Origin of the sequence: Cellulophaga sp. F20128 (genome assembly GCF_023015805.1) — a bacterium.
Lineage (GTDB): Bacteria > Bacteroidota > Bacteroidia > Flavobacteriales > Flavobacteriaceae > Cellulophaga.
The window spans coordinates 152,191-173,440 of record NZ_JALKBA010000006.1; the positions used below are offsets into that span (position 1 = coordinate 152,191).

20 protein-coding genes are annotated in these 21,250 nt (G+C 35.2%); 9 read left to right on the plus strand and 11 right to left on the minus strand.

The features are described 5' to 3' along the window. The first annotated feature begins 3 nt into the window (after positions 1-3). Positions 4-1,242, plus strand: a complete 1,239-nt coding sequence (locus MWU65_RS08260) for an enolase C-terminal domain-like protein (protein WP_247076884.1) — start codon at positions 4-6, stop codon at positions 1,240-1,242. A 49-nt stretch (positions 1,243-1,291) separates the two neighbouring features. Next, on the plus strand, positions 1,292-1,933 hold the full coding sequence (locus MWU65_RS08265) for a TetR/AcrR family transcriptional regulator (protein WP_247076886.1): 642 nt from the start codon (positions 1,292-1,294) through the stop codon (positions 1,931-1,933). A 49-nt stretch (positions 1,934-1,982) separates the two neighbouring features. Here MWU65_RS08265 and MWU65_RS08270 read toward each other — a convergent pair whose 3' ends face one another. Then, positions 1,983-4,055, minus strand: a complete 2,073-nt coding sequence (locus tag MWU65_RS08270; RefSeq protein WP_247076888.1) for a DPP IV N-terminal domain-containing protein — start codon at positions 4,053-4,055, stop codon at positions 1,983-1,985. A gap of 184 nt (positions 4,056-4,239) precedes the next feature. Here MWU65_RS08270 and MWU65_RS08275 point away from each other — a divergent pair, with 184 nt between their 5' ends. The 7 genes from MWU65_RS08275 to miaA are packed head-to-tail and all read left to right on the plus strand — an operon-like array spanning position 4,240 to position 11,188. Then, positions 4,240-5,199, plus strand: a complete 960-nt coding sequence (locus tag MWU65_RS08275; RefSeq protein ID WP_247076889.1) for a Gfo/Idh/MocA family oxidoreductase — start codon at positions 4,240-4,242, stop codon at positions 5,197-5,199. Between the two features lie 18 nt (positions 5,200-5,217). Continuing rightward, positions 5,218-6,108 carry a 3-hydroxybutyryl-CoA dehydrogenase gene (locus MWU65_RS08280; protein ID WP_247076891.1) on the plus strand — a complete coding sequence of 297 codons (891 nt, stop codon included), beginning with the start codon at positions 5,218-5,220 and terminating at the stop codon, positions 6,106-6,108. 8 nt (positions 6,109-6,116) lie between these two features. Beyond that, positions 6,117-7,355 carry a DUF1015 domain-containing protein gene (locus MWU65_RS08285; RefSeq protein ID WP_247076893.1) on the plus strand — a complete coding sequence of 413 codons (1,239 nt, stop codon included), beginning with the start codon at positions 6,117-6,119 and terminating at the stop codon, positions 7,353-7,355. Positions 7,356-7,370: 15 nt separating this feature from the next. Further along, complete coding sequence (locus tag MWU65_RS08290; protein ID WP_247076895.1) at positions 7,371-8,039, plus strand: YggS family pyridoxal phosphate-dependent enzyme; 669 nt, start codon at positions 7,371-7,373, stop codon at positions 8,037-8,039. Positions 8,040-8,061: 22 nt separating this feature from the next. Next, positions 8,062-9,426, plus strand: a complete 1,365-nt coding sequence (locus MWU65_RS08295; RefSeq protein WP_247076897.1) for an exonuclease domain-containing protein — start codon at positions 8,062-8,064, stop codon at positions 9,424-9,426. Between the two features lie 5 nt (positions 9,427-9,431). Further along, on the plus strand, positions 9,432-10,277 hold the full coding sequence (locus MWU65_RS08300; RefSeq protein WP_247076899.1) for an ion transporter: 846 nt from the start codon (positions 9,432-9,434) through the stop codon (positions 10,275-10,277). After that, entirely contained in the window at positions 10,277-11,188 is a 912-nt protein-coding gene (gene miaA / locus MWU65_RS08305) for a tRNA (adenosine(37)-N6)-dimethylallyltransferase MiaA (protein ID WP_247076901.1), read from the plus strand. Before MWU65_RS08300 ends, miaA begins: the two co-directional genes overlap by 1 nt. Positions 11,189-11,238: 50 nt before the next feature. Here miaA and MWU65_RS08310 read toward each other — a convergent pair whose 3' ends face one another. From MWU65_RS08310 to MWU65_RS08355, 10 genes are all read right to left on the minus strand, one after another. Then, the gene (locus MWU65_RS08310; RefSeq protein WP_247076903.1) at positions 11,239-11,955 is read right to left on the minus strand and encodes a response regulator transcription factor; all 717 of its coding nucleotides are present in this window, start codon (positions 11,953-11,955) and stop codon (positions 11,239-11,241) included. A 6-nt stretch (positions 11,956-11,961) separates the two neighbouring features. Further along, positions 11,962-13,545, minus strand: a complete 1,584-nt coding sequence (locus MWU65_RS08315; RefSeq protein WP_247076905.1) for a HAMP domain-containing sensor histidine kinase — start codon at positions 13,543-13,545, stop codon at positions 11,962-11,964. A 73-nt stretch (positions 13,546-13,618) separates the two neighbouring features. After that, positions 13,619-14,212: a dephospho-CoA kinase gene (gene coaE / locus MWU65_RS08320; protein ID WP_247076907.1), complete on the minus strand. Its 594-nt coding sequence runs from the start codon at positions 14,210-14,212 to the stop codon at positions 13,619-13,621. After that, on the minus strand, positions 14,209-15,171 hold the full coding sequence (locus MWU65_RS08325; RefSeq protein ID WP_247076909.1) for a YbbR-like domain-containing protein: 963 nt from the start codon (positions 15,169-15,171) through the stop codon (positions 14,209-14,211). Before MWU65_RS08325 ends, coaE begins: the two co-directional genes overlap by 4 nt. A gap of 2 nt (positions 15,172-15,173) precedes the next feature. Continuing rightward, the gene (locus tag MWU65_RS08330) at positions 15,174-16,175 is read right to left on the minus strand and encodes a glycosyltransferase (RefSeq protein WP_247076910.1); all 1,002 of its coding nucleotides are present in this window, start codon (positions 16,173-16,175) and stop codon (positions 15,174-15,176) included. A gap of 63 nt (positions 16,176-16,238) precedes the next feature. Beyond that, positions 16,239-17,054 (minus strand): SDR family oxidoreductase, encoded by an 816-nt coding sequence (locus tag MWU65_RS08335; RefSeq protein ID WP_247076912.1) that lies wholly within the window; start codon positions 17,052-17,054, stop codon positions 16,239-16,241. Between the two features lie 64 nt (positions 17,055-17,118). Further along, positions 17,119-18,771 carry a DNA repair protein RecN gene (gene recN / locus MWU65_RS08340; protein ID WP_247076914.1) on the minus strand — a complete coding sequence of 551 codons (1,653 nt, stop codon included), beginning with the start codon at positions 18,769-18,771 and terminating at the stop codon, positions 17,119-17,121. A gap of 55 nt (positions 18,772-18,826) precedes the next feature. Beyond that, positions 18,827-19,717, minus strand: a complete 891-nt coding sequence (locus MWU65_RS08345) for a DUF4835 family protein (RefSeq protein ID WP_247076916.1) — start codon at positions 19,715-19,717, stop codon at positions 18,827-18,829. Beyond that, entirely contained in the window at positions 19,710-20,915 is a 1,206-nt protein-coding gene (coaBC, locus tag MWU65_RS08350; RefSeq protein WP_247076918.1) for a bifunctional phosphopantothenoylcysteine decarboxylase/phosphopantothenate--cysteine ligase CoaBC, read from the minus strand. The genes MWU65_RS08345 and coaBC overlap by 8 nt, the downstream gene beginning before the upstream one ends. Before the next feature lie 2 nt (positions 20,916-20,917). Further along, on the minus strand, positions 20,918-21,250 hold the full coding sequence (locus tag MWU65_RS08355) for a DNA-directed RNA polymerase subunit omega (RefSeq protein ID WP_247076920.1): 333 nt from the start codon (positions 21,248-21,250) through the stop codon (positions 20,918-20,920).

Here is a 21,250-nt window from a genome sequence, read left to right on the forward strand (position 1 = left end):
CCAATGAATACACCCATTATTATAAAAAAAGCAACTTCCCGAGATACTAGGTTTAAACTAAAGGACGGCGCTGGATCTGATGCTGTGCACACAACTCCAATATACGCCTACGCTGTTTGTAGTTTACAAACAGACCGAAAAATAGAAGGCGTAGGCTTAGCATTTACTTTAGGGACTGGCAACGGAATTGTTTGTCAGGCTATAGATTATTTGGTGAAACATATAGAAGGAAGAGAAATTAATGAATTAATGGCCGATTTTGGAACTACCTATAAAATTATGGCCGACGATCCCAATTTTAGATGGTTGGGTCCGCATAAGGGAGTTGTTCATTTAGCACTAGCAGCCATCGTCAACGCTTGTTATGATTTATGGGCAAAATCTAAAGGAGTCCCCTTATGGAAACTATTGATAGACCTATCGCCCGAAGCACTGGTCAATACCTTGGATTTTTCATATTATGAAGATGTTCTCACAAAAGAAGATGCCATTGCACTATTAAAATCTCAGCAAAACGGAAGAACAGCGCGAGAGAAAATTATAACAGCAGGATATCCTGGGTATGATACCTCTATTGGTTGGTTTAATTATAGCGATGAAAAAGTAGCTCAAAATATTTTGAAAGCGATGGATAATGGTTTTACTGCTATGAAACTGAAGGTTGGTTCTAAAAATCCAGAGCGAGACATTCGGAGGGCAGAAATGGTGCGTAAAATTGCGGGCGATAAGGCCACCATTATGTTTGATGCCAATCAACAATGGAATCTTAATGAAGCCATTTCCATTTGCAAAAAGCTACAAGACTTAAATCCATTTTGGGTTGAAGAACCAACACATCCAGATGATGTACAAGCTCATGTAACCTTAGCCAATACAGTTTCTGTAAAATTAGCTTTAGGAGAACATGTCCCCAATAAAATACTCTTTAAAAATTTCATTCAATCCGGTTGTATGTCCTTCAATCAAGTTGATGCCGTTAGAGTTGGAGGCGTTTCTGAGTTTATTCTTATAAGTCTTTTGTCTAGAAAACACAATATCCCTGTTGTACCGCATGTTGGCGATATGGGACAAATTCATCAACATTTAGTACTATTTAATCACATTTCTATTGGTCATCCAGCCCTACTTTTGGAGCATATTCCGCATCTTAAGGACCATTTTAAATTCCCTGTGCAGATCATAAATGGAAAATACCAAACTCCGCTAGAACCAGGAATGAGTAGTGATTTATTAAAGCTATAAAATTCAGTATATTTATATCACGTAGCAAACCATGCAATCCAAAGCATAAATGAAGGAAACAAAAAAAGTAAAAACGAAAGACAAAATAGTATTATGTGCCATTCAACTATTCAATGAAAACGGTGTACAAAGCATTACCAGTAGACATATTGCAGCAGAATTAGGCATTAGTCATGGAAATTTAGATTATCATTATAAAACAAAGGAAGACCTTATTTTGGCAATCTATAAAAGAATGCGAAAAGAAATGTCTGAATCCTATTTATTACGTGATGAATACGCCTCTCCAATGGAGCATTTTCACAGACTACTTATTCACACCGAAGAGTTCCAAAATAAATATCGCTTTTTCAATTTAGATGTTTTGGAAATATCACGTTCGTATCCTAAGATCAGTAAACTATTAAAAAAAACATTAGAAATTAGAAAAACCCAAATGCAATCTTTCTTTAATGAATTCATTACAGAAGGGTATATGCAACTTCATAAAGGTGATAAATTGACGCGCTTGCAGCACACCATTCGCATAGTAATTACCTTTTGGTTATCGAAACAAGAAGTCCTTACCAGTTCTAAATTTGATGAAAAAGGAGAAATGGTACTTCATATATGGGATGTTATGCTACCGTATTTAACGGAGAAAGGGCATAAAGAACAACAAAGACTAATTGGGGAATTTAGTGACCTATAAAAAAAGGCTTCATGGGTTAATGAAGCCTTTTTTTATAGGTTTTGTCATATCACTTCTTTAACACAAGGTGTTGAATAAAAAACTCCATCATTCTATCTCTATTCACAGCGGTATGTCCTTGATCTGGACCAATTTGAACTTCAAAACTTTTTCCTGCGGCCTGCAAGGCTTTAATAAGTTGTAAAGAATTGGCTGGGTGCACATTATTGTCATTGGTACCGAAAAAGATCATTAATTCTCCTTGTAAATCCTTGGCCATATTCATTAAACTAGACGCTTCGTACCCTTCTAGGTTATCTTCTAGTAAATCCATATAACGTTCCGTATAAATATTATCGTAATTACGCCAATCCGTAACAGCTGAATTTGCAACGGCAACGTGATATACATCTGGGTAACGAAGCAAACTAGTAGCCGCTGTTGTTCCACCATAGGAGGTTCCATATACACCTACCCTATCTTTGTCAAAATAAGGTCTATTGTAGAGCGATTTAATCCCAGCTGCAAAATCATCCATTTCTACAATTCCTAAATTACCATATAGGTTATCTAGCAACCTTTTCCCTCTACCTCGTACATTTCTTCCATCAACATTAGCCACGAGAAAACCATATTCTGTTAGCGCATTTGGCAGAGAAAATCTTTCGGTAAACGCATTGGTTGCAGGACCTCCATAGTTACTTAAAATAAGCGGGTATTTTTTTGCAGGATCAAAGTTTGAAGGAAAATGTAACATACCGTGCAATTCTGTTTCTCCATCAGCCGAAGTAAAGGTAAATACCTCTACCTTTTTTAAACCCATTGCGTGAAACTCGGTCATATCACTTTTTCCAATTTCAGCAATTTTTTTCCCTTTTATGCTCATTAAATTTGTAAAAGGGGGTATAGCATGTGTTTCTGAAACATCGACAAAATAGTTGTTGTTTGGTGCTAGTGAAATAGTATGATGATACGCAGGGTTTGTAAGTCTTGTATTTCTACTTCCGTTTAACTTTACACTATGCAATTGCATTTTCATGTGATTATCCCCACTTCTGGCCATATAATACACTATACCTTTAGCCTCATCTACCTTTACAAGATTAGACACCTCATAGGCATGGCTAGTGACCGGGTTTATTAATGTTCCATCAAAATTATACAAATAATAATTAGTAAAACCAGATCTTTCTGATGCCCAAATAAATTGGTTACCATTTTCCAAAATGTGCATTTCTGGACTATTCTCAGTAAAACTCGGCAACCACTCTTCACGCACAACCACCCTAGAAGTTCCTGTGTTAGGATTAGCAGCTTTTAGCTCCATAATGTTCTGCTTCCTATTGGTACTGTGATACAGCAATTCTTTCCCATCTGGTGTCCAACTAATATCATAAATATAGGTCCCTAGGTCCCCATCATGATAAGGTTTACCGTCTCTTAGATCCAAGATTGTTGTCTTTTTTGTTTCTAAATCATAAACCAATAAATCTACTGGTAAATTTTTTGCGCCTACTTTAGGATAGGCTTCAATCTCTACTGAATCTTGAATCTTTGTTTGATGGTACAAGACATAATATTTTTTCGCCTCTTTTTCTTCAAATCTATAAAATGCTATTTTTTTGCTATCCGGTGACCACCACATTGCCGTATTCTGACCTAATTCTTCCCCGTATACCCAAGTAGCAATTCCGAATTTAACTTGATTTTCCTCATTTCCATCTGTTGTAATGGCTATACTATTGCTCCCATCAATAGCACTCACATGCATATTTCTATCCTTTGTAAATGCCTTTAATTTACCATCTGGAGAATCTGCTGAAGCGTATTGTCTTCCACGTGCAGGTCTATTGCCCCACCTTCTTCTAGCACTATTCTGCATAGGTTCATTATCCTTTGCTTCCCCCTTGCCAACTGTATACACATAGTTTTGCCCCTCTTTTATATATTGAAAAGAAGTACCATCTTCATTCCAATTAACATACATTGGTGCCATTTTCACCGAACTTCTTATTTTTGGAGCTACTGTTTTATATTGCTCATAACCAGGCATTTTCTTTAGTTTATCCTGGGCATTTATAGTTGTAAATGGTGCCAAAAACAAAACCGCCATAAAAACAGTTTTAATACTATTCAATTTCATAGTTCTCTTAGTTAAATTTCAATTGCTAAATTTACAATTATTAAACAAAAATCTAACTTTTACGCAAAAAATGTTAGTATAAAAAGGTTGTTCTTGCTCTTTTTCTAACAATTACCTTATAAACTTTTAAAGACATAAACTTTAGAACAAACATTATCCCTATTTTTGTTCAAAATTGATTTTTATGCTTAACGTTGGAGTTTTAGGAGCAGGACATTTGGGGAAAATCCATTTGCGTTTGCTCAATGAATCAAATAAATTTAATTTAATTGGTTTTTATGATCCTGATGCCATTAACGGTAAAAAAGTAGCTGCGGAGTTTGGTTATACCTATTTTGACAATATCAATAAATTGATGGATGCCGTGGATGTTTTGGATATTGTTACACCTACGCTTTCACATTTTGATTGTGCCAAGAAAGCCATTGAAAAAGGAAAACATATTTTCATTGAGAAACCAATAACCAACACATTGGAAGAGGCTGAAGCTTTAATAGCACTCAAAAATAAACATCAGGTAAAAGGGCAAGTAGGTCATGTAGAACGTTTTAACCCTGCTTTTTCTGCGGTCAAGGATAGTATTATAAATCCTATGTTCATTGAAACCCACAGGTTGGCAGAGTTTAATCCGCGTGGCACAGATGTCCCTGTAGTGTTAGATTTAATGATTCATGATATTGATGCCATCCTTAGTGTGGTTCACTCTAATGTAAAAAGCATAAACGCGAGTGGCGTATCTGTTATTAGCAAATCTCCAGACATTGCAAATGCTCGAATTGAATTTGAAAACGGCTGTGTGGCAAACCTTACAGCTAGTAGGATATCATTAAAAAATATGCGCAAGTCAAGGTTTTTTCAACAAGACGCTTATATCTCTGTGGACTTTTTAGAAAAAAAGGTAGAAGTAGTAAGAATGAAGGATGCTCCTGAACAGCCAGGAGATTTTGACATGATATTGCAAAATGCGGAAGGTGAAAAAAAGCAAATTTATTTTGAAAACCCTGAAATTGACAACAATAATGCAATTTTAGATGAATTGGAAACTTTTGCAGATGCCATTACCAATAATACAACACCAATTGTAACATTAGAGCAAGGAACTCAAGCGTTGCGCGTTGCCTTGCAAATCATAGCATCATTTTAAGACGAAAAAACGAACGGAATGAAAAATATAGCAATTATCGGGGCAGGAACTATGGGCAATGGAATTGCTCACGTATTTGCTCAAAACAATTATAAGGTTAATTTAATAGACATCACACAAGCTTCTTTAGACAAAGGAATAGCAACCATTACTAAAAATTTAGATAGGATGGTAGCTAAGGATAAAATTACGGAAACAGACAAAACAAATACTTTAGCTAACATTACCCTATGTACCACTTTGGCTGAAGGGGTTAAAAACACGGAGTTGGTTGTAGAGGCCGCCACGGAAAATGTGGATTTAAAATTGAAAATATTTAAAGACCTAGATGCTTTGTGTGACGCGGATACCATTTTGGCTACCAACACTTCCTCCATCTCTATTACCAAAATAGCTGCAGAAACCAAGAGACCAGATAAGGTTATAGGCATGCACTTTATGAATCCCGTACCCATAATGCAATTGGTAGAGATTATAAGGGGCTACAACACCTCAGATGCGGTTACCGCAACCATAATGAAGGTCGCTACTAATCTAGGAAAAACACCGACAGAAGTGAACGATTACCCAGGTTTTGTTGCCAACAGAATCTTAATGCCTATGATAAATGAGGCCATAGAAACACTGTACAATGGCGTAGCTGGAGTTTCTGAAATCGACACGGTTATGAAATTGGGAATGGCGCATCCTATGGGCCCCTTACAATTAGCCGATTTTATTGGATTAGATGTTTGTTTATCCATCTTAAATGTAATGTATGACGGATTTAAAAATCCTAAATATGCGCCCTGCCCCTTGTTAGTTAATATGGTTATGGCCAAGAAATTGGGTGTAAAATCAGGCGAAGGGTTTTATGATTATTCAGCATCTAGGAAAGCCGAAAAAGTAGCAGCTCAATTTTTGAACTAAATTTTATTGTGGCAAACATAAAACCATTTAAAGCAGTACGGCCAACCAGAGACAAAGTTAGTTTGGTGGCTTCACGCTCCTATCAAAGCTATACACAAGCAGAACGCGAAGCCCGATTAGACCACAATCCGTTTTCATTTTTACATATTGTTAATCCTGGTTATAAATACGATAAAGAAATTTCAGGGATTTCACGTTATCAATTAGTAAAGAACAGATATTTAGAATTTAAGGAAGACGGTGTCTTTGAACAAGATGAAAAACCCTTGTTTTACATCTACAAAATAGTCGATAGAAATAAGCAAGTATTTAATGGTATTGTAGCCGCTGCTAGCGTACTGGATTATCAAAATAACCTCATTAAAAAGCACGAAAATACCATTGCAAAAAGGGAACTAATTTTTAAAGACTATTTAAAAACGGTAGGTTTTAATACAGAGCCAGTGCTTATTACCTATCCCGACAACAAAACGATTACAGCCATTATACAGCGTAAGCAACTAGAACGTGCCGAATATGAATTTACCACTACCTATAGAGACACACACTATTTGTGGCTTATAACAGAGGAAAATAGTATTGAGACGATTATAGAAACATTTAAAAACATAGCTGTTTTATATATTGCAGACGGACACCATCGTTCGTCTTCATCAGAACTCTTAAGTCTTGACCTAAAAGAGCGTAATAAAAACCATAAGGGAACAGAGAATTACAATTATTTTATGACCTATCTCATCCCAGAATCTGAGTTAAAAATTCACGAGTTCAACCGACTTGTAAAGGATCTAAATGGTTTATCAAAAGAGGAGTTTTTAATTCAACTAGATGCCTTATATCGCATTGAAAATAGAGGTGTAATTCCATACAAACCTACAGAAAAACATCATTTCAGCATGTATTTGGATGGCGAGTTTTATTCCTTACATTTGCGTAAATCTAGTTATAAATTTAAAACTTCATTGGATCGGTTAGACGCCCAATTACTATATGAAACCGTGCTAAAACCAATTTTAAATATTACAGATTTACGGAACAACAACCGTATCGATTACCTCAGTGGTAAAAAAGAAATTATCAGTATTAAAACGAAGGTAGATAGCGGAGCATTTCAAGTTGGCTTTAATATGATTCCCGCAAATATTGAAGAATTAAAAAACATTGCGGATGAGGGTTTAAGAATGCCACCCAAAAGCACTTTCATAGAGCCAAAACTGCGCAGTGGAGTAACTATTTATGAATTTTAATTGCAAATTAAAATTATGTCTATTACAGAATCCTTATTGAAAATAAAAAGTGAAATTCCAGACACAGTTACCCTTGTAGCGGTTTCTAAAACAAAACCTATCGCCGATCTTAAAGAAGCCTATACAGCTGGTCAACGTGTTTTTGGAGAAAATAAAGTGCAAGAAATGACCCAGAAATGGGAGGTTTTACCCAAAGATATTCAATGGCATATGATTGGACATGTACAAAGAAACAAAGTGAAATATATGGCTGAGTTTGTTTCATTGATTCATGGTGTTGATAGCTTTAAACTATTGAAAGAAATAAATAAACAAGCAAAAATACACAACCGTACCATTGACTGTCTGTTGCAAATACATATCGCTGAAGAAGATACCAAGTTTGGTTTAAGTGAAAATGAGTTGCTAGAAATTGTTTCTTCTGAAGAATGTGCCACATTAGAAAATATTACCATTGTTGGCCTAATGGGTATGGCTACATTTACCTCAGATGAAATCCAAATAAAAAAAGAGTTCGCGGCATTAAAATCTATTTTTGACAGGCTTAAAAACAAAGCGTCCAAGAATATAAAAATTAATACACTGTCTATGGGGATGAGTGGTGATTATAAAGTTGCAATTGAAAAAGGAAGTACTATGGTCCGGATCGGAAGTAGTATCTTTGGCACTAGAAATTATACATAAACAACAGTCGATAATTTATTTGATGTACGTAATCTTAGATATAGAAACCACCGGAGGAAAATACAATGAAGAAGGAATAACAGAGATTGCTATTCATAGGTTTGACGGACATAAAGTAGTTGACAAATTCATTAGTTTAATAAATCCAGAAAAAGAAATACAACCCTTTGTTGTAAAATTAACGGGCATAAATGATAAAATGTTACGCACAGCGCCAAAATTCCATGAGGTGGCCAAGCGTATTGTTGAAATTACGGAAGATGCGGTATTAGTAGCACATAACGCTCAATTTGATTATAGAATCCTGAGAACTGAATTTAGACGGTTAGGCTATAATTTTGAACGCAAAACACTATGTACCGTAAATTTATCTAAAGAACTTATTCCAGATATGGAATCTTATAGTTTAGGTAAATTAGTTCGTTCTTTAGGTATCCCTGTGAGCGACAGACACAGAGCAAATGGCGATGCACTTGCTACACTTCAACTTTTTAAATTATTATTGGCCAAAGATTCTGATAAAACCATAATAAAGAGTGTTATTAAAGAGGGTACTATGGGAGAACTTTCTACGAGACAAATAGACCTTGTTGAGCAGTTACCCACAGAAACTGGTGTTTATTATATGCATGATAAAGAGGGTGAAATTATTTTTATTGGCAAATCTTCTAACATTAAAAAAAGGGTGAACAAACATTTTACAGGAACTTCTAATGTAGCCCGAAAACTTCAAAAACAAACACGACGCATTACTTTTGAAAAGACGGGGAATGAATTGGTGGCACTTTTAAAAGAAAATGAAGAGTTAGTCCGGACAAAACCAAAATACAATGGACATCCTAAAAAAGTACTATTCTCCTTTGGAATATTTAAGAAGGAAAACAAGGATGGGTATTTATCGCTTTATATCGATAAAACAAAAGCAGCTGAAAACACCATCAGCACTTTTAGTAGTATAATTGCCGCCAAAAATTTTATGGCGAGCATCACTAGTGAATTTAATTTATGTGGTAAAGTAAATGCAATATCCCAAGCAAAAACCAATTGTGGCAATTATGAGGATGGTAAATGTCTGGGAGCTTGCCTACGAAAAGAAGACCAAAGCACCTACAATGAAAGAGTTTTAGCAGCAATAGACAAATACAGCCTTCACCATAAATCGATCTTAATTAAAGATAAAGGCCGAGAAATTGGTGAATATTCCGCTATTTTAATACAAAAAGGGGAATTTAAAGGATACGGATTCTACAATTTAAACCATCAAATAAATAATATTCATATCTTAGAAACTATTATCACAAAAATGAAGGGCTCTCAAAACGCAAATCACTTAATAGAAACGTATTTAAGAAAGCGAAAAGGGTTAAAAATAACTGAATTAGATTAATCCTATTGAAGAACGAAACCCCTAATACTGGCTGGAAAGGAAAATTACACGAAATTATTTACGGTACACATACACCTGCCGGTAAATTATTCGATATTATTCTTCTGGTGGTAATTCTTTATAGTATCATTGTAGTTATGCTAGAAAGTGTTCCTGATTTTGACAAGGAACACCATCAATTTTTAAATATCTCAGAATGGATTGTCACCATCCTTTTTTCTATAGAATATATATTGAGAATCATCTGTATTAAAAGTCCTAAAAAGTATATTTTCAGCTTTTTTGGAATTATAGATTTTCTTTCAACCATTCCAAAATACCTCTCTTTTTTCTTTATCGGATCACAATATTTATCGGCCTTTAGAGCCTTGCGCCTGTTACGTGTTTTTAGAATCTTAAAATTAGCCCGTTTTGTTGGTGAATCCAACAAGCTTTCTAAGGCATTAAAAGCGAGTAGAACTAAAATTTTTGTATTTGTCTTTTTTGTTCTTATTATTTCTGTGCTTTTAGGTACCCTTATGTATTTAATTGAAGGCCCTAAACACGGGTTTAACAGTATTCCACATAGTGTGTATTGGACCATTGTTACCTTAACAACCGTTGGCTACGGTGATATTTCACCCCAGACAGCTTTAGGGCAGTTTTTAGCAACCCTTATTATGATTATCGGTTATGGTATTATTGCCGTTCCTACAGGTATTGTATCGGCTGAATACGCATCTTCTAAAAAAGATGCCACGATGGATGACGGTAGGTCTTGCCCTAACTGTAGTGCAGAAATAAAACGTGCTGATGCTGATTTCTGCAGAAAATGCGGGTATAAATTAAATGAAGAACAGAAGGAAGAATAGTGGCTATTAAAACAATTATCTCTGTTATTGGACCTACAGCAATTGGCAAAACAAAAGCAGCAATTGCATTAGCGAACCATTTTAAAACTGAAATTATTTCTGCTGACTCTCGTCAGTTTTATAAAGAAATGACAATTGGAACTGCGGCGCCAGATCCAGACGAACTAGCTAGTGCACCACATCATTTTATACAACACAAAAGCATATTAGAACCCTACTCTGTTGGTGATTTTGAAAAAGACGCCCTTGCCTTGTTAGACACTCTTTTTGTTACAAATGACACTGTTATTTTAGTTGGTGGTAGTGGTTTGTATGTAGATGCCCTCACCAAAGGCTTGGATAGTTTTCCGGAAATTGACCCTACTATTAGAATTGAATTAAACGCTATTTTTGAAAGTGATGGAATAATTGCGTTGCAAGAGAAATTAGAATTCCTTGACCCTGAATATTACAACAAAGTAGACAAAGATAATCCACACCGATTAATCAGGGCATTAGAAGTTTGCATAGGCGCAAATAAACCCTACTCTTCTTTTTTAAACAAAGCTAAACCAGAAAGACCATTTCAAGTCATTACTGTAGGAATACTTGCCGAAAGAACAGTGATTTATGACCGAATTAATAAAAGAGTAGATCTTATGATGCAAGCGGGCTTATTAGAAGAAGCCAAGGCCTTACTCCCCTACAAATCCCTTAACGCATTGCAAACGGTGGGTTACCGTGAGTTATTTCAATATTTTAATGGGGAATGGACCCTAGATTTTGCCATTGCCGAAATAAAGAAAAATACCCGAAGGTTTGCAAAAAGACAAATGACTTGGTTTAAAAGGAATGAAAAAACATTCTGGGTTTCCTTTGATGACGATATTAAGAATATCATTCACACCGTAGAACAAAATAAAAAGACATAAAAAAACCATCCTATAAAATAGGATGGTTTTTTTTATAAATAATTTTTAAGCTATTTGTCTTCTTCTGTTTTAATCACCAATCGAAACCCTTCTCCGTGAATATTAAGAATTTCAACATTCTCATCCTTCTTTAGGTACTTTCTAAGTTTAGCAATATATACATCCATACTTCTTGATGTAAAATAATTATCATCCCTCCATATTTTTGTCAGCGCTAACTCTCTTGGCATTAAATCATTTTCATACAAGGCCAATAATCGCAATAGATCATTCTCTTTTGGAGATAGTTTTATTGCTTCCTCATCCTTAAACTTTAAAAACCGTAGTTTAGAGTTGAGTTTAAAATCACTAATATCAAATTCAAACTTTTTGCTATCTGCAGCTGTATTTGAAGATTTTCTTTGAAGAATCGCCTTAAGTTTCATCAGGAGTACTTCTGAATCAAAAGGTTTGTTCAAATAATCATCTGCACCCGCCTTGTATCCTTTAAGAACATCCTCTTTCATTGTCTTAGCGGTTAGAAAAACAATAGGAACATTTTCATTTTTTTCTCTAATCTCCCTTGCTAAAGTGTATCCATCTTTATATGGCATCATCACATCCAAAATACAAACATCATAAATGTCCTTCTTGAACTTTTCAAATCCTTCCATTCCATTTTTAGCCAATACAACATCAAAATTATTCATTCCTAAATAATCCTTAAGTACGATACCAAAATTGGGATCATCCTCGACCAAAAGTATTTTTTTGTTTACTGTTTCCATATTTTTTTAAATTTTAGGCAATTTTATAAAGAAAGTACTCCCTTTTCCTTTGTCACTTTCTGCATATACCTCACCTTGGTGATCATCTATTATTTTTTTTACATAGGCCAATCCTAACCCATGTCCTTTTACATTATGTATATCTCCTGTGTGTTCTCTGTAAAATTTTTCAAAAACTTTTTTTAACACAGCTTTACTCATTCCTAATCCTTGATCCTGTATTTTTATAATAATACTATTCTTAGTACTCTCCGTATAAACATCTATTTTTGGTGCTTCTGGAGAGTATTTAATTGCGTTATCTAAAACATTTACAACTACATTGGTAAAGTGCATCTCATTGGCTAAAATCTCCGTATTTGCCGCTTCTAAATGTGTATGTATATATCCGCCTCTGTCTTTCACTATTAACTCTACATGAGTAATTGCATCCTCTATTATGTCGTGCACATCTACCCTTTCCTTACTAATATCCAATTGGTTTTTTTCCAATTTAGAGATTCGCAAGACATTCTCTACTTGTGCATGCATTCTTTTATTCTCATCCCTAATCATCTGTAAATATCGCCCTACCTTCTCATTGTCATTTATTACAGAGGGATTTTTAATAGCTTCCACCGCTAGGTTAATCGTTGCAATAGGAGTTTTAAATTCATGCGTCATATTATTGATGAAATCTGTTTTTATCTCAGATATTTTCTTTTGCCGAATCAATTGATAAATAGCACCAGAATACGTCAGTAATATAATTATGGTAAATAAAAATGTCAACAAAGACATTCCCAATATAGAACCTACCAAATACTCTTTCTTATCTGGGAAATTAACCAGCAATGCAAAATCTGTATTGCCATCACTATCCCTAAAAATTGGAGTTCTGTGAATTGTAGCCGGATCGTATTTAAATTTCCTAGACCTAACAGACGTTGGTAAATCTTTACTATAAATTCCGTATTCAAAATCTATATCAATCTTTCTATCTTTAAACTCTTGCCCTAAGAGGATTTCTACTTCTTCTTTAGAAACTCTTTTATGCATGGGCTTGCTATTGGCAATGTCTCTAAAAGATGCTTCAAATGTAAGCCTCTCAATTCGGCCCATATCTCCAAATTTCTCAATTATTTTTATTGGAGTATAATTGTATCTTTGACCATCTAGACCAAATTCTTCTTTTAAGACTTCCTCCTTCGTAAAACTAGAAAAATTAGATACTGTTATAGTACTATCATCTACGATATCATTGTCAAAGAACGATCTTGAAACATTGTAATCCTCTTTTAATATACTATGTCTATATTTCGTTAGCTCCCTAGAATCATCATCTGTTTGTGTAAAAAACAACCTGCTTATTTCGAATTCTGATGGATCACCTACACTGTCCTTTAGTGCAATAAATTTTTCAACATAATCATTTACTTCCCTATTTTCTATTTTGCTGGCAACATTATCTAAAACTTGCGAAACTGTTTGATAAAATTGCTCCTCTTTATCCTCAATTGATTTTTTTATCCAATATGCTTGAACAAATATTACACCTGTTAAAGATAAGGTCATCAATACAATAAGTAGGACTAGTAACTTCCTGTTCATTTCAGCAAAATTATGATTTTAACATATAACAATGACCCTGTTTAACCTAACCTTAACATTAAAAGTTAATTTTTCAAATTAATTTCGAGTTTTGAATTAATTTATCGTGTATTTCTTTTGTTTTTAACCTTGTAATTGCAATATCTTCATTTATTAACATAAAATCTGATAAATTTTCTTTTTCATCGTCAGAAAGTTGATTTGCGATACGAGAAAGTACATTTTCTCTTGTAGTTTGATCTCTTTTTATGATTCTTTGGATGCGGTCTTCTAAGGGTGCAGTAATTAAAACTATGGTATCATAAAAATCTTGGTTCTTATTTTCAAAAATGATAGCACTTTCTTGGATAACATAAGGAGCATCTTGCTTTTTTGTCCATTGTAGGAAATGTTTTCGTACTGCTGGATGCACGATGTCATTCAATTTTTGTAAGACTGTTTCATCTGTAAAAACTTTCGAGGCCACATACCTTCTATTTAACTCATCACCAGTATATGCTCCTGCCCCAAGCAACTCAATAATTGCTTTTTTTACTTTCTTCGATGCATTCATAACTCGCTTTGCTTCACCATCAGAATCATACACAGGGATTCCCAATTCGGTAAACATTTTAGCTACAGTACTTTTTCCGCTTCCTATTCCCCCGGTTAAACCAACGATCATCATTTTCTATTCAATATAAATTCAACTTCATATTCAGTGAGCTTTACGCTATATAGGCCTTTAGGCTGTTTTACCACCTTTAGTTTTAAAACCGGTAAATCTCCTTCAGTATACGTATTAAAGTCTGCCACTAGACTAAAATCTGCCGCCCCAATACCTTTGAGCACATCTACCTTAGCCTTACACAACACTGCAACTTTATTGGGAAAGGTTCGTATATCCATTCCTTCTTTGATGTTCACCACTTCTACCGCCAGTTCAATCATTTTTTCTGAGAATCGAAACACATTTCCAGAAACCACTACAGCCTTCGCAGAAAACTTAGAACTCTTTAAATTGGAAGGAAGCACCAAACCCACCGTTTCCTCAAAACTATCAGCCACATCAGAAAAGTTTAAAGTTTCAGTAGGGATACTTTTTATCGTATCAATCTCACTTTTAGGCCCTGAAATAGTTATGGAATTGGGTGTGATTTTTAGTTCGTTTTCCAACATGTGGTTTTGTTCTAAATCTAGGGTCACGTTTGCATCAATAGGTACTTCAACAGTGTAGGATTTATACAAATCCACAAGCAAATCCTTTTTTAGATCAACAGACACAAGCATCTCATAGTTAGGTAATTGACTCTCTATTTGCTTTCTAAAAACTGATTGCCGTAAAAAGTAACTGTTGTTTTCGTTTTCAATGTCAGACAAATCCACATTGATATCTTTTCTATTAAAATTAAAACCTAAAAAATTAAAACCGCTGGTACGCAATATCACCTGTACTTCTTTTTTTGAGGAATTATTTGTAAAAAAAAGACTATCAGGAACATTAATATAGTTTAGATTAAATGTAGTATTTGCAGTATACGTCTCCGATAAATTACTCACAAACCAAGCCAATGTTGCGCACAAAACGAAGAGTAAAAATATTTTTACTTTTCTTCTATTTAGACCATTTTTTATTTTTTTTATCAAAATCACGCTTTAAAAAATAACTTAGGAAATAATTCTTGGGCTGTCCTTTTACTTGCAGCTAAAACAAGGGTGGATTTAATAAATCCATACCCATAGCCAACAAATTGTATGCCAACCGCTACTACAGATAGCAAGGCTATGGCTAATTTTTTATTTTTCAACAAAGAGTCAATAAAAATACCTCCAAAATACACCCCATAAGCATACATAAACCAAGGAAATCCTATTAAAAGAGCAACTAAAGCCCCTAGAAACCCAAAGCAAAATAAAGCTGGAAACCAATAGGTAACCTTAGCAGTTTCAGGATGCCATTTGTTTAAGATAGGACGCACCATTCCAAATTTATGAACCTGCGTATAAAACTTATTCCAATCTATTCTGCGTTTGTGATATACGTAAGCTTCCGGAATAAGTTTGGTAGCAAACCCATTGTCCCAGATCCGTATCGTAAGATCTGGGTCTTCCCCGGGATGAATATTACCATAACCTCCTGTTTTTTCAAAAGCTATTTTTGATATACCCATATTAAAACTACGAGGCTGAAACTTATTCACTGACTTTTTACCGCCGCGAATACCACCGGTGGTCCAAAAAGACGTCATGGCGTAGTTAATGGCTTTTTGCACCGTAGAAAAAGAGGCATGTGCTGCATCGGGGCCCCCGTAACAATCGACATACTCCGTTTGTAGGGATTTTTCTGCAGTTTCCAAATAATGAGGAGGCAAAATACAATCTGAGTCTAGTACTATAAAGTAATTCCCTTTGGCCTTACCCATTCCATAATTTCTAGAATCGCCCGGACCAGAGTTTTCTTTTTTATAATACGTTATAGGCAATTCTGAAAAACGCGCAACCTCCTCTTCTGAACTAATTGTAGAACCATCTTCGATTATTACAATTTCAAAAGGCTTCGCATAGGTTTGTTTTTCCAGACTTTCTAGCAACTCCCTAATTTCATTAGGCCTATTATATACCGGAACTATAAAAGAAAATAAAAAATCCATTTCTTATTACTGTAAACATAAAAGCCACCCATAAAAGGATGGCTTTTACCTATTTATAATCATTTATTCTTCTGTAAATCGCTCAATAACTTCTTGACTTACGCCAGTATTAGAAAAACCACCGTCATGGAATAAGTTTTGCATCGTTACTTTTTTTGTCAAATCTGAAAACAAAGACACTGTATAATCTGCACAATCTTGAGCCGTTGCGTTTCCTAAGGGAGACATTTTGTCTGCATATTCAATAAAACCTCCAAACCCCTTAACCCCTTGCCCTGCTGTTGTAGGCGTTGGAGACTGAGAAATTGTATTTACGCGTACTTGTTTTTCTTTTCCAAAGAAATAGCCAAAACTACGGGCAACAGACTCTAAATAAGCTTTATTATCTGCCATATCATTATAATCTGGAAAGGTTCGCTGTGCAGCCATATAGGTTAAAGCAACAATACTCCCCCATTGGTTCATAGCATCAGCTTTGTATAAACTTTGCATAACCTTATGAAAAGACAGTGCTGAAACATCCCAACCTTTGGCTGTGAAATCATATTTCTCATCGGTATAGGCACGCCCTTTTCTTACGTTGACAGACATTCCAATAGAATGCAGTACAAAATCCAATTTACCTCCTAAAATCTCAGTAGCCTTAGCCACCAAATTATTTAAATCTTCTTCACTTGTTGCATCTGCAGGAATAATTTCTGAACCTGTCTTCGCTGCTAATTCATTAATTTGCCCCATACGCATTGCGATAGGCGCATTTGTCAACACAAAAGTACCACCTTCTGCATGTACTCTTTCTGCTGTTTTCCAAGCTATTGAATTTTCATCCAATGCTCCAAAAATAATACCTCTTTTTCCTTTTAATAAATTGTATGCCATTTGCTATTTCTTTTGGTAATTATAAGACCGTAAAGATATTCAAAAAAAAACGAAAACTACACCCCTAGTTTAGCAACTGTTTTGCATGTGCAATGGCCGAATCTGATAAATCTTTACCTCCTAACATCTCTGCCAATTCTACGACCCTATCCGCTGCAGAAAGTTGTTTCATTTTGGTATGGGTTACGTTATCCTTATCCTCTTTATACACTTTAAAATGATGATTCCCTTTGGATGCTACTTGAGGCAAGTGTGTAATCGAGAAAATTTGCATCGTTTCGCTCATTTCCTGCATAATACTTCCCATTTTGTTTGATATTTCTCCAGATACCCCAGTATCGATCTCATCAAACATCAAGGTAGGTAGGTGTTCATACTTTGCTAAAACTGCTTTTATAGCCAACATGATCCGCGAAAGTTCGCCGCCAGAAGCCACTTTTCTTAATTCACCAAAAGCAGATCCCTTATTGGCAGAAAATTGAAACACCAGCTCATCCTTGCCATTGTACACAAAATTTGAGGTCTCATTGATTTCAATCTTAAAAACCGCACTCGGCATTCCCAAGGCTCCCAAAATTGTCTCTAACTGCTGTTTTAACTCGGGTATAATTCCCTTTCTGCGTTTTGATATCGTTGCACACAAATTGTTTAACGATTTTTCTTTCGCTTTTACTACGAGCTCCTTTTCTTTAATAGTCGCATCTATGTTTTCAGTAGCATCTACTTTAACTGCTATTTCTTCCTTAATTCGGATCAATTCTGCTATCTCCAATACACTGTGCTTCTTTTGTAAATCATACAACAACTGCAACTTTGTATTTACTTCTTCCAATACTTTAGGGCTTGCCTCTATTTTATTCTCTAACCTCCCTAATTCTTCAAAAATATCATCGACCTCTATATAAACCGACTGTACACGGTCGTTTAAGGCCGAAAATTGACTTCCATATCCTGCCAATTTACTTGAAACTTGTTTCAATTCTACCAACAGATGCAATATGCCAATTTGCTCATCAGACAATAGTTGATGCCCTTTAGACAGCTGTTCCATAATGTTTTCTACATTATTTAACTGCTCATATTGCTCTTCCAATTCTTCTAGTATACCCTCCTTTAATGGGGCATTTTCTAATTCTTGCAACAAAAAGGTATTGTAGTCGTGCTCTTTTATTCCTTCTTGTTTTGCTTGAATTAATTTTTCCAAGGCTTTGCTTTCTTTTTTTAAAAGCACCCAATCATTGGCATATTCTCGCAATAGATCTCCATTGGCAGCTAATCCGTCTATAACTTTAAATTGATAGGCATTATCCCCCAATTGTGCCGTTTGATTCTGCGAATGCACATCAATTAAACTGTCACCTAAGGCAGACAATACCGATAAATTTACAGGAGAATCGTTTATAAATGCTCTCGATTTACCACTCGGTAATATCTCGCGCCTAATAATGGTGTTTTCCTCATAGTCTAGGTCATTTTCCTTAAAAAAAGAGATAAGATCATATTTGGCAATTGAAAAGTCGGCCTCAATGACACACTTTTGTTCTTCATCTCTGAGCGATGACAAATCTGCACGTTTCCCTAACACCAATGCCAATCCACCTAATAAAATAGATTTACCAGCGCCAGTTTCCCCTGTAATAACAGTAAAACCATTGGTAAAAGACACATGTAAATGGTCTATTAAAGCGTAATTTTTTATAGAAAGTGATACTAACAATTTGCGTAATTAAAGATTACATCAAATATAAATATAATATAAAAGGAAGTGCAGGTTAATATTTTATTTTATTCCAAGTACTGGAATAAAATGGAGCGGCACTATTTAAAGTTTCTTTTAATTTTACAACATCCATTTTAGGGCCGTCTGAAAAAACATTTACAATTTCTTCGGATTTAGCATCAAAAAAAGTCTGCAACAAAAAGGCATTCGGTCTCCGCTTTGCCATAGTCCCTAAAAGTCGGATTGAACCAGAAACCACTTGCTTACCCGAACTATTGTTATCTGCCAACACATCCATACCTTTTCTATGGTAATTATACATTGCCACTCTAAACTCTCGATAGGTATTTGATAAAATATTATCTACCAATTCAAAACGAGTCCGCTCACTTGCAGATTTACTCCATCCTGCAGAATTATTCCCCTGCGCTTGCGTAACAATAGCTTGTGCTTTTTTAAAATACTCGGTTCCTCCTTCTAAGGCAAACGTATCAGCGTCTAAACCAAGCATAACATATGCATAATAAGACAATACTCCTACCAGGTTAGAATCGAATGTATTTTCACTAAATACAACCGGCTGAAACTCTATGTAAAAGAAATTAAACTGATTGTCCTTGTAATTAAAGATTGGGGTTTCGTAGGAGGTGTTAAAAACAGGCCTAGACGATTGTATTTGAATATCTGCTGTAAATCTATTTGACTCGTATTCTGAGACCGTGATAAACATCCTTGCATTAACGCGCTCCTGATCTTTGTAGATGCGATTAGACCATTTGGTCTTATTCATGAAATCATTAAGCGAACGTTCTAAAGTCTTAAAAACTTGCTGATTTGTCTGACCAACTTGATCTGAGTTTATGGTTACCGTACAGTTCAGTTCTTGAGCATTCGCTGGGGTGAAAATAGCCAAACAAAAAAGTGCGAGTACGAGTCTATACATTGATTTTTAAGATAATTTCGTTTATGATATCTAAAGCAACATCTGCCTTGGTCTTTAGTTCAAACGTTTTTATATCCAAATTCTTATCTATGATGGTAATTTTATTGGTCGATTTACCAAAACCAGCTCCTGTATCATTCAAAGAATTTAATACAATAAGGTCTAAATTCTTCTTTTTCAACTTTTTAGAAGCGTTTTCAACCTCATTTTCCGTTTCTAAGGCAAAACCCACTAAAAACTGATGCTTTTTTTCTTGTCCTAAGGAGTACAAAATATCTTTGGTTTTCACCAATTCTATCTGAAATTCTGCATCATTTTTCTTTATTTTCTGAACTGCTACTGTTTTGGGTTTATAATCTGCAACAGCGGCTGCACCTATAGCTATATCCACAGCCCCATAATAGTGATGAACAGCGGTATACATCTCTTCGGCTGAAGTAACTTTTACAAGCTTTATATGGTCATGTTCCAGATGCAGATGTGTAGGTCCAGAAATCAAAATTACAGTTGCTCCAGAATTAGCAGCTGCTTTGGCTAACTCAAAGCCCATTTTCCCCGAAGAGTGATTCCCAATAAACCGAACAGGATCAATGGCCTCGTAGGTGGGTCCGGCTGTAATTAGCACTTTTTTACCCTCCAGCGGCAAGCCATTGTGTAAAAACTGTTTTATAAAAGCAACAATATCTTCTGGCTCAGCCATTCTACCTTCACCATGTAATCCACTTGCTAATTCTCCACTACCTACAGGTATCATTAAATTACCAAAGGACAATAATTTATCAAAGGAGGTTTGTGTTGATGGATGCTTGTACATATCCAAATCCATTGCTGGCGCAAAAAATACAGGACATTTCGCAGAAAGGTAGGTAGCCATTAATAAGTTGTCACAGCTTCCATACGCCATTTTAGACAAGGTATTGGCTGTAGCCGGTGCAATAATCATAAGATCTGCCCACAACCCCATTTCAACGTGGTTGTTCCAAGAAGTGCCTGCCTCATCATTAGCCACAAAGGATGAAACCACCGGGTTTTTAGACAAGGTAGCTAAAGTAAGAGGGGAAACAAAAGAGCTGGCGCTATCTGTTAAAATCACTTTAACATTAGCGCCAGCTTTTATGAGTAAACGAACAAGAAATGTTGTTTTATATGCGGCTATTCCCCCAGTAATTCCTAAAAGAATATTTTTACCACTTAGCATTTCTATAAGTCTTTCGCTGTATTCCTATGGTATATTCTATCTTCTAACCACTCTGTTACTGCCAAAGCATGTGGCTTAGGAAGTTTTTCGTAAAACTTAGAAACCTCTATTTGCTCTTTGTTTTCAAAAACCTCATCCAAACTATCATTGTACGTTGCAAATTCTTCTAATTTTTCTAAAAGCTCTTTTTTAATATCAGCATTAATCTGAATTGCTCTTTTAGAAACTATTGAAATTGCTTCATATATGTTACCTGTAGCTGCATCAAACTCATTTTTATTAATGGTTGTTGTAGATACATCTGCCTTTGAATTTTTCAAATCGTTCATATTCAT